The sequence below is a fragment of the Deltaproteobacteria bacterium genome, assembly GCA_009930495.1.
Taxonomy (GTDB): Bacteria; Desulfobacterota; Desulfovibrionia; order Desulfovibrionales; family Desulfomicrobiaceae; genus Desulfomicrobium.
In genome coordinates this window covers 1-13,956 of record RZYB01000062.1, presented here as the reverse complement: position 1 = coordinate 13,956, position 13,956 = coordinate 1, and the positions used below count along the sequence as shown (strand labels likewise).

Here is a 13,956-nt window from a genome sequence, read left to right as displayed (position 1 = left end):
CCCGGCCATTCGCGGCGAAGGCCGCACCGTGTGCACCAACCATTGCTGGGGTGCTGCTTTCCGCGGATACGGCGCGCCGGAATCCGAATTCCCGTCCGAGACCCTGATGGACGAGCTGGCGGAAAAGCTGGGCATGGACCCCTTCGAATTGCGTTACAAAAACGTGTACCGCAAAGGCTCCACCACGCCGACGGGTCAGGACCCCGAAGTATACAGCTTGCCGGAAATGTTTGATATCATGCGGCCCAAATACGAGGAAGCCAAGAGACGTGTCGCGGCGACATCCACCGCTGACATCAAGCGCGGCGTGGGCGTGTCCGTTGGCGTGTACGGCGCCGGTCTGGATGGAGCCGACTCCGCCGAGGCCGATGCCGAATTGATGGCCGATGGTACCATCACCATTTACGATTGCTGGCAGGATCACGGCCAGGGCGCGGACATCGGCACCCTGGGCACGGCTCATGAGGCATTAAAGCCCCTGGGCATCACTCCCGACAAAATCCGTCTGGTCATGAACGACACCCGTCTGGCCCCGAACACCGGTCCCGCCGGCGGCAGCCGTTCCCAGGTCATGGGCGGCCAGGCCATCATCAACGCCTGCCAGCAGCTGATCAAGTCCATGACCAAGCCTGGTGGCGGGTTCCGCACCTATGACGAAATGGTCGCCGAAAAGCTGCCCCTGCGCTACTACGGCAAGTGGACCGCTCCGGCCAAGGATTGCGACGCCAATGGCCAGGGTAGCCCGTTCTGCTGCTACATGTACGGCCTGTTCCTGTCCGAGGTCGCCGTGGAAGTGAAGACCGGCAAGACCACCGTGGAAAAGATGGTCTGCGTGTGCGACATCGGCAAGGTCAACAACTTCCTCGCGGTCGATGGCCAGATCTACGGCGGCTTGGCCCAGGGCATCGGTCTGGCCCTGACCGAGGATTACGAAGACCTGAAGGCGCATGCCACCATCCGTGGCGCCGGTATTCCGTACATCAAGGATATTCCGGACAACATGGAGATCGTCTATGTCGAAACACCACGTCCCGATGGCCCCTTCGGCGCTTCCGGTGTCGGCGAAATGCCGCTGACCGCCCCGCACGCGGCTGTGTGCAACGCCATCTACAATGCCTGCGGTGCCCGCATTCATGATCTGCCGGCCCGTCCTGAAAAGGTTCTGGCCGCAATGAAGAAGTAATACCCGTTTATCCCCTCCGGACGCGCTGGCGTCCGGAGGGCTTTTTTATTTTCAAGGAGAGGGCATGGACCAGAAGGAACTGCGCGAATTGGAAGCCACATGCATTCAGGAAGAACCGCCTGCGTGCCGAGCAGGATGCCCCTTGGGAGTTGACGGACGGGCGTTTGCCCTGGCCATGGCCAGGGGGGACATGGATGCCGCCAGGGCCGTGCTGGAAAAAAGCATGCCCTTTGCTCCCATCACGGCGCGATTGTGCGAAGCTCCCTGCGAGAAATTCTGCGTGCGCAAGGATCTTGGCGGCGCGATCAGTCTGGGCCTGCTGGAGCGCCTGTGCATCGCGGAAGGACAAACCAAGGGCAAAGCGATGCGGCTGCCTGCCCGGCCGAAAAAAGTGCTGGTCATCGGCTCCGGGCCAAGCAGTTTGTGCGTGGCCTTTGATCTGGCGAAAAAGGGCTATCCGGTCATGGTCCGTCATTTGGACGCGGCCCCCGGCGGATGGCTGCGCGGGTTGCCGGAGTCCGTTTTGCCGCCCCACATTCTGACCGACGAAGTAAACCGCCTGGGCGCCCTGCATGTTTCGTTTCAAACGGCACCGGTTTTAAACGCCGCGTTGATCGCCGAACACGCGGCGGACGCCATCTATGTAGGTCAGGATGACACTATCGCGGACGATCTCCTGGAACAGCTCACCCTCCCCGACCCCGTGACCTTTGCCCTGGAAAAAAGCGGTTGGTTCACGGGCGGCATGAACATGACGGACAGCGCCACCCGCTTCATCACCGCAATCTCCCACGGGCGCGAGGCAGCTGTTTCCATTGACAGGTTTTTGCAGGGCGCGTCCCTGACCCTGAGCCGGGTTTTACTCCGCAACGGGCACACGGCGCTCTACACCAACACCAAGGGAGTCAAACCCAGACCGCGCGTCACGCCCGCCAACCCGACCGGATACACCCGCGAGGAAGCCATGGCCGAAGCCGGGCGCTGTCTCGACTGTCAGTGCCTGGAATGCGTCAAGCACTGCGTGTACCTCAAGGACAATGACGGCTACCCGAAAACATACGCCCGCCGCGTGTTCAACAACCTGGCCATTGTCCAGGGCATGCGCCAGGCCAATAAATTCATCAATTCCTGTTCCTTGTGCGGGCAGTGCGAGGTTGTCTGTCCCAACGATTTTTCCATGGCCTCCATGTGTCTGGATGCCCGGCGCGAGATGGTCCGCACCAAACGCATGCCACCTTCGGCCCACTGGTTCGCCCTGGAGGAAATGCGCTCGGCCAAAAGCGAGCAGGCGGCCCTGGCCTGTCACGCGCCGGGGACATCGGGCAGCACCGCATTGTTTTTCCCTGGCTGTCAATTGGGCGGGATCCGCCCGGACCAAACCATGCGGCTGTACGAAAAACTGCTGGAGCTGGAGCCCAAAACCGGAATCTGGCTGGATTGCTGCGCGGCTCCGGCCCATTGGGCCGGCCGGGAGGATGAATTCTCGGGTCTGGCCCGACAACTCGAGGCAACCTGGGATGACATGGGGCGGCCCGTGGTCATCACGGCCTGTTCAACCTGCCTTAAAATGTTCCGCGACCATCTCCCGAGTCTGAACGCTGTTTCGGTCTGGGCGGTTTTGGCCGCGCATGACGTACGGCCGGTTGCTGGATCCGCCGCGCTCGCGCTTTCGGACCCGTGCACCTCCCGTCACGACGCGGAAACGCGAAACGCGGTCCGCGTCCTGCTTCGGTCGGCTTCCCAACCCCTGGCCGACCTGCCCATGTCCGGAGAGCTGACCGAATGTTGCGGCTTCGGCGGACTCATGGACAACGCCAACCCGGCCCTGGCGCGCAAGGTGGCCCAAACGCGGGTCGCGCAGTCCGATGCGGACTTTTTGACTTATTGTGCCATGTGCCGGGAACAACTGGCCAAAACCGGCAAGCCGGTGCTGCATATTTTGGATCTGCTTTTTCCAGAAACGGCCCACGACGCCTCGGAAGCCCCGGCCGGCATTTCGGCGCGGCGCATGAACCGGCGCAAACTCAAAAATATGATCCTGTCCCGATTCGGTCATGATGAAATGCCCCGGCAGCAATGGGAATCCGTAGGTCTGGTCGTGGCCGAACCGGTCGCGGCCATGCTTGAGGAACGCCGCATCATGCTCGATGATCTGCGGCAGGTGCTTCATCAGGCAACGCGGGACGGACGATGGTTCCGCCATGGCTCCGACGGCCGCAAAATCGCTTCCGCCGAACTTGGCGAAGTCACGTTCTGGGCCGAAGTCAGGGAAGACAATGGCGCGTTCGAGGTGCTCCGTGCCTGGAGCCACCGCATGCGCATCGCGGGAGGCAGAATATGAGTCTGACTTTTTTACCCCAGGACATGGACTGGATCTGCGAACCCTGCGGCGAACGGCTCGTGCCGGGGAAAGTGGAGCTCGACTATCTGGGCAATACCTTTCAGGTCGAACTGCCGGTCTGCCCCAAATGTGGCGCCGTTCTGATTTACGAGGAACTGGCCCTGGGGCGAATCTTTGAAGTGGAACAACTGCTTGAGGACAAATGAACTCTACACGTCCACCCCGGTCCGGGCCTTTCTGGGGCAGACGCTGCGACCAGGCGGCACGGAACTGACGAAAAGGCTGCTTGAACTCGCGGCGGTCAGGCCGGGCAACACCGTGCTTGACGCCGGCTGCGGCTGCGGTGCGACCTTGATCCTGCTGGAAAAACTCGGCGCGCGAGGAATCGGCCTCGACATGAACGCGGCCTTTCTGCGCGAAGCGCCAGAGGGCCGCGTTGTCCGGGCCGATGTGTCCCATCTCCCTCTGTCGCCCGCCAGCCTGGATCTGATCATCTGCGAATGCGCCTGGAACCTGACGGACAAAGCCCGCAGCATGGCGGAATTTTTCCGGGTCCTGCGGCCTGGAGGGCTTTTGGCGTTGAGCGACATTTTCACGCGCGGGGAAAAAAACGAAGCATGGCCCGTGCGCTGCTGTTTTGCCCAGGCCACGGACTTGGGAACCGTGGTGGAGCACGTGGTCGAAGCGGGCTTTACACTTGACCTGCTGGAGGATCATTCTCCGCTTCTGGCCCGTACGGCCGCGGAGTTTGTGTTCCGGCATGGCTCGCTGCACGGGTTCTGGCAGGCGGTGACAGGAGACGCGGATTTGGCCCAGGCGGCGTGCCGGGCGGCGCATGCCGCGCGCCCGGGACTGTTTTTACTCATGGCGAGGCGATCATGAACGAATATGATTTCGATATTCTGCGACTGGGCGGCCAGGGTTTTTGCTGCGCCCAGATCGTGATTTTGTTGGGTCTGGAGATGCAGGGCGTGGAAAACCCCGGCCTGGTCCGGGCCATGTCTGGTCTGTGCAACGGTTGCGCGTCCCGCCACTGTACCTGCGGCGTGCTGACCGGCGGGGCCTGTCTGCTGGCCTATCACGCGGGCAAGGGCACCCCTGGCGAACAGGCCAGTGACAAACTGCCACTCATGTTGGAGGAACTTTCCGACTGGTTTTCCGGATATGCGGGCGAACATTTCGGCGGCATCACCTGTGACGCCATCGTCCCCGACGGCAAGCCGGATCAGTCCAGATGCGGCAGTCTGCTTTCGGAGTGTTACGGCCAGATCCTGCGCATTCTGGTCGACAACGGCTTTGATCCGGGCAGCGTCCATGAATAGCGCCACGCCGATTCTGGGCCGGGTCGGCAGCGTGTGTCCGGAATGCCTGCGAACCATCGAGGCGGAGTTGGTTCCGGACGGCGACTGTGTGCGGATGGTCAAGACCTGTCCGGATCATGGAGAATTTTCCACCGTGATTTGGCGCGGCACGCCGGCGTTTTCATCCTGGTCGCGCCCCAAAATCCCGTTTTCCGGTGGCCCGCGCGAAGCCGTTGGACGCGGCTGCCCGTATGACTGCGGTCTCTGCGCCCGTCATGCCCAACGCACCTGTACGGCCCTGGTGGAGATCACCCAAAGGTGCAATCTGCGCTGTCCGATCTGTTTTGCAAGCAGCGGCGCCGTCGGCACGGACCTTGACCATGATACCCTGGCCCGGATGTTCGACCAGATCATGGTCCGCACAAAGGGCTGCAACATCCAACTCTCCGGCGGCGAACCGACCGTGCGTCACGACCTGCCGGAAATCGTGGCCATGGCCAGGAAGGCGGGCTTTGACTTCGTGCAGGTCAACACCAATGGTCTGCGGCTGGCCGAAGATCCGGAACTGGCGCCGCGTCTGGCCGAAGCAGGCTTGGCTTCCGTTTTTTTGCAGTTCGACGGCGTGACCGAGGACGTGTTCACGGCCATGCGCGGGCGGCCACTGCTGGATGTCAAAATCCGAGCCATTGATCATGCCGCCAAGGCGGGTCTGGGCATCGTTCTCGTGCCGACCATCCGTCGCGACGTGAATCTGGGGCAGCTGTGGGACATCGTCCGCTTCGGCCTTGAACGCCAACCCTTTGTGCGCGGTGTGCATTTTCAGCCCATGAGTTATTTTGGGCGCTATCCGGCAAACTTCACGCCGGATCATGTCACCCTGCCGGAAGTGATGTCCGGCCTGGCCGGGCAAAGCGGCGGCATTGTTTCCACGGATGATTTTCTGCCACCCGGCTGTGAGCACGCCCTGTGTTCCTTTTCGGGCAAATTCGTGACGCGCGAGGATGGCGGGTTCACCCGGCTGGGCCGCGCGACCTGTGACTGCACCCCCAAACCGGCCGAGGCCGGAGCCCTGAAGTCCATCGGCGTCACGGCCCGGCAATGGGCCGCGCCCAAAATTTCCGAAACCGAACCGGACAATGATCTGGACCGCTTTCTGGCCCGGGCCAAAACCCACTCCTTCACCATCTCGTCCATGGCCTTTCAGGATGCCTGGAACCTCAATCTGGAACGCCTGCAAGGATGCTGCATTCATGTGGCGCAACCAGACGGTCGTCTCATTCCGTTCTGCGCCTTCAATCTCACGTCCAGAAGCGGCCAAACGTTGTACCGGGGGAAGGTGTGAGCCCATCCTCCGTCGAGGCCCTGACCGCCAGACGGCTGGATCTGCCGTTGCCGCTGAACCGCGAAGATTTGGAACGCGCCCAGATGGCGGCCCTGCGACAGACCGTGATTTATGTTCAGGCCAAAAGCCCGTGGTATCGGGAACGCCTGGCGGGACTTGATCCGGCCGATCTGAAAACTCCGGCCGATCTGACCCGGCTGCCGCTCATGTCATCCACGGACGTGGGCGAACATGGGCTGCGCATGGTCTGCGCGCCGCAACGCGATGTGGCCCGTATCATCACCCTGCAGACCTCCGGCAGTACCGGGGCACCCAAGCGTCTGCATTTCACGGCCACGGATTTGGAAGCGACACTGGATTTTTTCCTTCACGGCATGTTCAGCCTCGTCACGCCATCGGATGCGGTTTTGGCGCTGTTGCCCCATGCCCAGCCGGACAGCACCGGCGATCTGCTTATCCGCGCCCTGGCCAAAGGCGGTCTGCGCTGCCAGGGCATGTGGCCACCGGAAAACTTCGCGCACTGCGCCGATGAAATCCAGTGCGAGGGCTTCACCTGCGTTGTCGGGCTCCCCCAGCATCTTTTGGCACTGGCGCACGAGCTGCCATTCGGTCAGGTCCGGACCATGCTCTTGTGCTCGGACTATGCCCCACCCGCGTTGCGCGCCCGGATCGAGGCACTCTGCGGCTGCGAAACATTCTTGCATTACGGCGCGACGGAAACGGGCCTGGGCGGCGGCGTGGAATGCGCGGCTCACAACGGCTGCCATCTGCGCGAATCGGAACTGCTGGTGGAAATCGTCAGCCCCAAAACAGGCGCCCCGTTGGCGCATGGCGAATTGGGCGAGGTGGTTGTCACGACGCTTGGACGCCAGGCCATGCCCTTGCTGCGCTACCGCACCGGCGATCTGGCCCGGCTGGCCACGACGGCCTGCGTTTGCGGCGGCATCACGGCCAGGTTGCGCGACATTCGCGGCCGAAGCCCGATAATTACCTTGTCGGACGGAAGTGCCCTGTCCAGCCAGATGCTGGACGATGCGCTTTTCGCGGTGGACGGGCTGACGGACTATCGGGCGGCCGTGGTTCAAAATGAGACACTCTGGCTTGAAATCGAATTTTTGTCCCGGCCGGATCACGAAAATACGAAAACGGCTATACGCCTCGCCACGGAGGGTATCCCCTCCATTGCCCGCGCCCTGGCCATGGGACACCTGCAAGTCGCAACGCGACGGGTTGACTTTTTTTCCCCGTCCCATACCGCGAAACGAACACTTTTGGACAAACGAGGACAAGTGACATGAATGACATACTAGAGGCATTGCTGACAGCGTTGCGGCAGGGCCAGAGTGTTGTGATGTGCGCCATTGTGGACAGTTCTGGCTCGGCGCCCCGCACGTCCGGGGCGCGGATGTTGGTTTTTCCGGACGGGACGATCCAGGGCTCGGTCGGCGGTGGCCCCGTGGAGGGTGCCTGTCAACGACACGCCGCGAAACTGCCGCTGGATAATGGCGCCTACGACACCATGTCCTTTGATCTGTCCTCGTCCACGGCCGCCGAGGCGGGCATGGTCTGCGGCGGGGCGGCCAGGGTGCTGTTGCAGCGGATCACTCCGGAACACATCGATTTTTTCGCCCGGCTGGATGAACTGGTCCGAAACAGGCAACGCCCGACCCTGGCCACGATCCTGACCGAAACCGCGGCTCCGCTCCTGGCGCTCTGGAGCCAGGGCGACGGTTGGCAAGGCCCCGCCATTCCGACGCCGATGGCCGAGGAACTGGCCCGCAAGGCCGCCAAATCCCGCCAGCCATTTCGACTGGAATCCGAGGGGCTACGGATTTTCGCCGAACCCGTGGTCAGCCCCGGCGTCGTGCACCTGGTCGGCGCCGGACATGTGGCCAAGGCCGTGGCCACGGTGGCCGATTTCGCCGGATTCGAGGTCGTGGTCATGGACGACAGGGCCGATTTCGCCAACGCGGAGCGGTATCCCCGCGCCCGCGATGTCCGCGTGTTGTCGAATTTTGACGGATGCCTCGCGGATCTCGGCGAGGACGACTACGTGATCATCGTCACGCGCGGGCACGTGCATGACCGCGATGTCCTGGCCCAGGCGCTGCGCACCAACGCCGGCTACATCGGCATGATCGGCAGCAAAAGCAAACGCGCCGCCGTATATCGGTCCCTTCTGGAATCCGGCTACACGCAGGCGGACCTGGACCGCGTTTTTTGTCCCATCGGACTGCCCATCGGCGCGGACACGCCGCACGAAATCGCCATCAGCATCGTCGGGGAATTGATCCAGGCGCGGGCGGGGGCGGCGCGATGATCCCGGAGGGCATCGGAGCCTTTGTTCTCGCCGCTGGATTTTCCTCGCGCATGGGGGATTTCAAGCCCTTGATGGATCTGGAAGGCCGGACCCTTTTGGAGTGGGCCGTGACCGCCTTCCACCGGGCCGGAGTGCGAGCCATCACCGTGGTCACGGGCCACCGAAACGAGGAGGTCGGTCAAGAGGCCCGTCGCCTGGGAGTGTCCTGGGTGCAAAACCCAGATCCTGGCCGGGGCATGTTTTCCTCGGTCTGCGTCGCGGCCGAGGCCGCGCTTGGATTGGATGCGTTTTTTTTGCTGCCCGTGGATATTCCGCTGGTCCGTCCGGCCACCGTGCAGGCCCTTGTCGCGGCCAGGAATGCCATGTCCGGGAATGCTGGCCGAACTGTTTTGTATCCCACCCATGACGGTCGGCGTGGACATCCGCCCCTGATTCCAGGAGCTCTTGTTCCCGCGATTTTGGATCATGACGGCCAGGGGGGGCTTAAAACCCTGCTGGAACGTTTTCCGGGCCAGGATGTCCCGGTTTGGGATCGAGGCGTGCTCCTGGACGCGGACACGGGCGATGATTTCGCGTTGTTGCGGCGCAAGGCGCGTCGTTTGCATATTGGCGAAGCCGGGGAACTGCGCGCCCTGTCGGAGTTGCTCATGCCCTGGCGCGGCGTGGCTCATGGCCGGGCCGTGGCCCGCGTGGCCGTGCGTCTGGGCGAGGCCTTGAACGCTCACGGCCATGACTTGGATTTGGAATTACTCCACAACGCGGCCCTGGTTCATGATATCGCCAAGGGGCTCAAGCAGCATGAACAGCGCGGAGGGGAGATGCTTGCCGCCCTGGGTCTGGACGGACTGTCCGACATTGTCGCCAGCCACCGCGTGGTGCCGCCGCCGGCCTCGGGTCGGCTCACGGAAAAGGAAGTGGTTTGTCTGGCCGACAAATTGGTGCGTGGTCCACGGCGCGTCGATGTGCGGGCACGGTTCCAGGAAAAGCTCGACCAGTATTGGGATGATCCCGAGGCCTGCGCCGCCATCCGGAGCCGCATGGACAAGGCCTTGGGACTACAGGAAATGGTGGAGCGGATCACGGGCTCGGAAATAGATGGAATACTCGCGGGGGTATTGTCGTGACCGTGTATCTGATTCGTCATGGCGAGATCACCCAATTTTCGCCGCGCCGGTTCGTGGGGCGGACGGACCTGCCCCTGACGGATCGTGGACGGGCCCAGATGGACGCCGTGGCGTTTTTTTTGGCGGACAGAGGAGTGGCGCGGCTGCTGTGCAGCCCACTCTCGCGCTGCGTGGAAAGCGCGACCATTATCGGCCAGGCCCTGGGGCTTGCGCCCCAAGCCGTGCCGGATTTGCGCGAGATTTCCCTTGGCGCCTGGGAGGGCCTGACCGTGGACGAGGTTCGCGGCCGTTTTCCCGGAAGCTACGAGGCCCGGGGGCTGGATTTGGCTGGTTTCCGACCTGCCAGCGGCGAGAGCTTCACCGACGTGCAGGGTCGGGCGTGGGCGGCGTTCAAGGCCATCCTGGAGGAAGAATCCACGGATGTCGCCATTGTCGCCCACGGTGGAGTCAATCGGGTTCTTTTGTGCCGCATCCTGGGCATGCCGCTGGAGAATCTTTTTCGTATCGGCCAGGATTACGCCTGCGTGAACGTGCTTCGTCCCGCATCGGAAGCTCTGTGCGTGGTCACCATGAATTTTTCGCCATCGGAGCCGGCCGCGTAGCCCCGATCAGGCTTGACCCCGCGCCAGATCAGCCTTTGTGCCCCCCTCTTCACGCCTTGGCGGAACTGCGATAGACCTCCGGCCATCCTGAGTATCAACACTGTTCATGGAGGACGCATGATCGATCCGGGTAAACTGTTGGGTGGGTTGCTGGGTGGTTCCGGAGGACTGGGCGGCCTGGGAGAGCTGGGACAAACAGCCAAGAATTCCCTGCCGGGCAAGGCCGCCTTGGGCATGGGCCTTTTGGGCGTGGCCATGGCCGCTTTCGAACATTTCACGGAGCAAAAATCCGCTCCGGCCACGGTCGCCCCGCCTCGGCCGCCGTCCGGGCCCATGCCGCCGTCGTCGGGGGCTCCTGTTCCGCCGCCAATTCCCGTGCCCAGTCTCCGTGGCGCGGACACGACACCACCTCCCTTGCCGGGTTCCGGGGCAACGCCACCACCCACGCCGGGCGCGCCTGTCGCCGCGCCCGTTCCACCATCTGTCCAGGCCTCGACCCAGGCCGATCCGGTGTTGCTCATCCGGGCCATGATCGCCGCCGCCAATGCCGACGGCGTGCTCGACGATACCGAACGCATGCGCATCCTCGGACATTTGGAGGGCGTCGGCCTGACCGAGGAGGAAAAGGATTTTCTGTGCGCGGAATTCGACGCGCCCCGGACGCTGTCCGCCATCACGGCCGAGGTTTCCTCCCCGGCGGCGGCCGCCCAGGTTTTCGCGGTTTCGCTCCTGGCCGTGGACGTGGATACTCCGGCCGAGCGCGATTATCTGACCGCTTTGCGCCAAGCTCTCGATCTGGAGGAGGAGGCGGCCTTGTCCATTGCCCGACGGCTGGGCAAACACTTTTAGACATGGACGAAGCCGGCGGGTTTTCGATTCATCCTTGCCATGATCTTCACTCTTTACGGAGATACCCATGACACAATGGTATTTGAGTTTTGACGGCCAGCAGGAAGGCCCGTTTGATTTGACCCAGGCCCAGACCAGGGCGCGGATGAACCCAGGCGGATTCGCCTGGCGCGAGGGGTTCGCGCAGTGGGTGCCCATCGCCCATATTGCCGAATTGTCCCAGACCGCGCCGGCGGTCATGGCGCCGCCCCCGCCGGTCAGCCGGGGAACGGACGAAATCGACTTCAAGATCGTCGGTCATGAGATGCAGTTCGTGGAAGTGGAACTCGATCCGGGCGAAAGCGCCGTGGCCGAGGCCGGAGCCATGATGTACAAGGACGCCTCCATCCAGATGGAGGCCGTGTTCGGCGACGGCTCCGGTGGTGGAGGCGGCTCCTTCATGGACAAGCTGCTGGGCGCGGGCAAGCGGCTTGTCACCGGCGAAAGCCTGTTCATGACCGTGTTCACCCATGCCGGTCAGGGCAAGGCCCATGTCGCCTTTGGCGCGCCCTATCCGGGCAATATCATTCCCCTGTCCCTGACCACGGTGAACGGCACGCTCATCTGCCAGAAGGATTGCTTTTTGGCCGCGGCCAAGGGCGTGTCCATCGGCATCCATTTCCAGCGCAAGATCCTGACCGGACTTTTCGGTGGCGAGGGTTTTATCATGCAGCGCCTGGACGGCGACGGGCAGGTTTTTCTGCACGCCGGCGGCACGGTGGTGGAGCGGGTCCTTGCTCCGGGCGAAGTGCTGCACGTGGACACCGGATGTCTCGTGGCCATGGAGCAGACCGTGGAGTTCGACATCCAGCAGGCCGGCAACATCAAGACCGCGCTTTTTGGCGGCGAGGGCTTGTTCTTTGCCCGCGTGGCCGGTCCGGGCCGGGTCTGGCTGCAGTCCTTGCCGTTTTCGCGCCTGGCCGGCCGCATGCTGCAATCGGCCTCGGGCGCCAGCTCCAAGGACGAGGGCTCGGTCCTCGGGCCGCTCGGCTCGCTTCTGGGCGGCGACCGCTAGCTCGGTTTTGCGCCACACGGAAAAGGCCGGTCGGAATCATCCGGCTGGCCTTTTTTCGTGCGTGGCCCTCTCTGGACGGGGTGTTCGGCCTGCGTTAGGGAGCGGGCCAGAACCATACGGAGGAACCGAATCATGATTCGAATCATAGTTATGTTGTGCGTCTGTCTGCTCGGCCTGCCGGCCATGGCGGCGGAAACCCCGGACGCGGCCCTGGCCGGACTGCAGCAGGCCATCGATACCAAGGATGCTGGCTTGTTGGAAAAATATATCGATGTGCGCGGGGTCATCGCCAAGGGCGTGGATGCCTTTATCGCTGATTTTGCCAAGCATCCGCCCAGCGGCGAGGGGGATCCGCTGCTGGAGATGCTGTCCGGCGGTTTGGCCGCCGAATCCGGCCAAGCCGTGGCCAACCCCATGAAGGAACTTCTTGTCGAGGAAACGCGGAAGTTCGTGCTTTGGGGCGTGGCTTCGGGGAATTTTTCCGGCAGTCCGTCCTTGCGCCAGCCCGTGCAGGACGGCGGACTTTTGTCCTCGCTGTTCGCCGACGCCTCCATTGCCCGCAAGGAATTGCGGTCCATCCGCTGCGCCGCGCCCAAGGGCGACCTGGCCACGGCCTCGGCCAAACTCTACGACCACGGCAGCGAGCGGAGCTACCCGGTTCAGGTCAGACTGAAACGGCAGCCCGAGGGGCACTGGAAGGTGACGGAGGTGAGCAATATCCGAGATTTGATCACCACGGTCCGCAAGGAGGCCGAGGCGAGGTAAGGTGGGGAGGGTGAGCCCAAAACACTTTTATGCGTTTCGGGCTGGTGCGAGGATTTATCTTGGTTTGTCAGTAGGTTAGTGATGCATCATCCCATCCCTGTGAGAGCGGCCAAGATGGCCCCTTTCACAAGGATGATTCGTGTTCGGGAAATGGAATTATTCCATTTTTACGTCAAAGCGAGGATTGCTTCGTCGAAGACTCCCACGCAGAGCCTAGCTTCTCGCAATGGCGGGGATATTTGGCTCGTCCATTGCGAGCGACCGCAGGGAGCGCGGCAAGCCAGGCTCTGCGTGGAATCCATGCCTTTCCTGATGTCGTATCGATTTAGAAATGGAATTACTCCCACTCGGCCATCTTCAGGCCCAACATCCTGGAATTTTCCGTTAAGGCCCGTTTGATTTGGTCCGATACTCCATCTGGGTATTCGGCGTGGATTTCCAGATTGACGCGGATTTCGGCATTGGGGTCTTGGGCCAGGACAGCGATGATTTCTTCGGCCAGTTCGGTCAGGCGGGCCTTGGCGGAACCGGCGCTGATTTCGGCGCAGCCATGGAATGCGTTGGCTTGTGGCTTAGGTGGGTCCACAGGTGACGCAACATTGATGGCTGGTGGAATGATCGGGATAACCGGAGGCTTTTCATTTACCGGTGTAGGCTCAACTGGATCGACGGGCTTATATTTTTCCCGTTCGCGTCGAGCCTCCTCGGCGAGTTTTTCTTCATACGCCTTGGCTGCACCCGGTTCGATCAAGAGCAGCGTGCCGTCCACCTGCACGTTGCCGCTGCCGAACTGGAATCCTTCAAAGCCATCCTCCTTCTGGCCATAGGCGCAACCAAAGAAATCTTGGCTGGCGGCTCCGGCTTGGACCGCTTTTTCCAGGACCTGACGGTTACGCAGGCGCGGCAGGTAATGGAATTTCTGGCCGTCATCCCAGAAGGTCTGGGCCAGCACGGCCACTGAGTCGTTCTTCCAGTACAGTTCCTGAAGTTTGGTCCGCAGGTGGATGGGCGACCATTCGGTGATGATCAACTCGTTCTCGCGGCAGATGCGCTCAATTTCCGCCGGCAGGGAATT

14 protein-coding genes are annotated in these 13,956 nt (G+C 62.5%); 13 read left to right on the top strand and 1 reads right to left on the bottom strand.

Annotation, left to right across the window (positions count from 1 at the left end):
- The 13 genes from EOL86_07145 to EOL86_07085 form a co-directional block, all read left to right on the top strand.
- Positions 1-1,183 (top strand): aldehyde oxidoreductase (locus tag EOL86_07145; GenBank protein ID NCD25351.1); only part of this gene is annotated, 1,183 nt, incomplete at its 5' end.
- Between the two features lie 64 nt (positions 1,184-1,247).
- Positions 1,248-3,524: a hypothetical protein gene (locus tag EOL86_07140; protein ID NCD25350.1), complete on the top strand. Its 2,277-nt coding sequence runs from the start codon at positions 1,248-1,250 to the stop codon at positions 3,522-3,524.
- Positions 3,521-3,730, top strand: a complete 210-nt coding sequence (locus EOL86_07135; GenBank protein ID NCD25349.1) for a DNA-binding protein — start codon at positions 3,521-3,523, stop codon at positions 3,728-3,730. Before EOL86_07140 ends, EOL86_07135 begins: the two co-directional genes overlap by 4 nt.
- On the top strand, positions 3,699-4,406 hold the full coding sequence (locus tag EOL86_07130; GenBank protein ID NCD25348.1) for a methyltransferase domain-containing protein: 708 nt from the start codon (positions 3,699-3,701) through the stop codon (positions 4,404-4,406). Before EOL86_07135 ends, EOL86_07130 begins: the two co-directional genes overlap by 32 nt.
- A complete protein-coding gene (locus tag EOL86_07125) occupies positions 4,403-4,846 on the top strand; it encodes a C_GCAxxG_C_C family protein (protein NCD25347.1) in 444 nt (147 codons plus the stop codon). The genes EOL86_07130 and EOL86_07125 overlap by 4 nt, the downstream gene beginning before the upstream one ends.
- On the top strand, positions 4,839-6,167 hold the full coding sequence (locus EOL86_07120; GenBank protein ID NCD25346.1) for a radical SAM protein: 1,329 nt from the start codon (positions 4,839-4,841) through the stop codon (positions 6,165-6,167). The genes EOL86_07125 and EOL86_07120 overlap by 8 nt, the downstream gene beginning before the upstream one ends.
- Entirely contained in the window at positions 6,065-7,465 is a 1,401-nt protein-coding gene (locus EOL86_07115) for a phenylacetate--CoA ligase family protein (protein ID NCD25345.1), read from the top strand. Before EOL86_07120 ends, EOL86_07115 begins: the two co-directional genes overlap by 103 nt.
- Positions 7,462-8,487, top strand: a complete 1,026-nt coding sequence (locus EOL86_07110) for an XdhC/CoxI family protein (GenBank protein NCD25344.1) — start codon at positions 7,462-7,464, stop codon at positions 8,485-8,487. Before EOL86_07115 ends, EOL86_07110 begins: the two co-directional genes overlap by 4 nt.
- Entirely contained in the window at positions 8,484-9,611 is a 1,128-nt protein-coding gene (locus EOL86_07105; protein NCD25343.1) for an HD domain-containing protein, read from the top strand. Before EOL86_07110 ends, EOL86_07105 begins: the two co-directional genes overlap by 4 nt.
- On the top strand, positions 9,503-10,213 hold the full coding sequence (locus EOL86_07100; protein ID NCD25342.1) for a histidine phosphatase family protein: 711 nt from the start codon (positions 9,503-9,505) through the stop codon (positions 10,211-10,213). Before EOL86_07105 ends, EOL86_07100 begins: the two co-directional genes overlap by 109 nt.
- 117 nt (positions 10,214-10,330) lie before the next feature.
- Positions 10,331-11,062: a tellurite resistance TerB family protein gene (locus tag EOL86_07095; GenBank protein ID NCD25341.1), complete on the top strand. Its 732-nt coding sequence runs from the start codon at positions 10,331-10,333 to the stop codon at positions 11,060-11,062.
- 67 nt (positions 11,063-11,129) lie between these two features.
- Positions 11,130-12,116 (top strand): TIGR00266 family protein, encoded by a 987-nt coding sequence (locus EOL86_07090; GenBank protein NCD25340.1) that lies wholly within the window; start codon positions 11,130-11,132, stop codon positions 12,114-12,116.
- A gap of 132 nt (positions 12,117-12,248) precedes the next feature.
- Entirely contained in the window at positions 12,249-12,881 is a 633-nt protein-coding gene (locus tag EOL86_07085; protein ID NCD25339.1) for a hypothetical protein, read from the top strand.
- 337 nt (positions 12,882-13,218) lie between these two features.
- Here EOL86_07085 and EOL86_07080 read toward each other — a convergent pair whose 3' ends face one another.
- Positions 13,219-13,839 carry a hypothetical protein gene (locus EOL86_07080; protein ID NCD25338.1) on the bottom strand — a complete coding sequence of 207 codons (621 nt, stop codon included), beginning with the start codon at positions 13,837-13,839 and terminating at the stop codon, positions 13,219-13,221.
- Positions 13,840-13,956 lie beyond the last annotated feature (117 nt).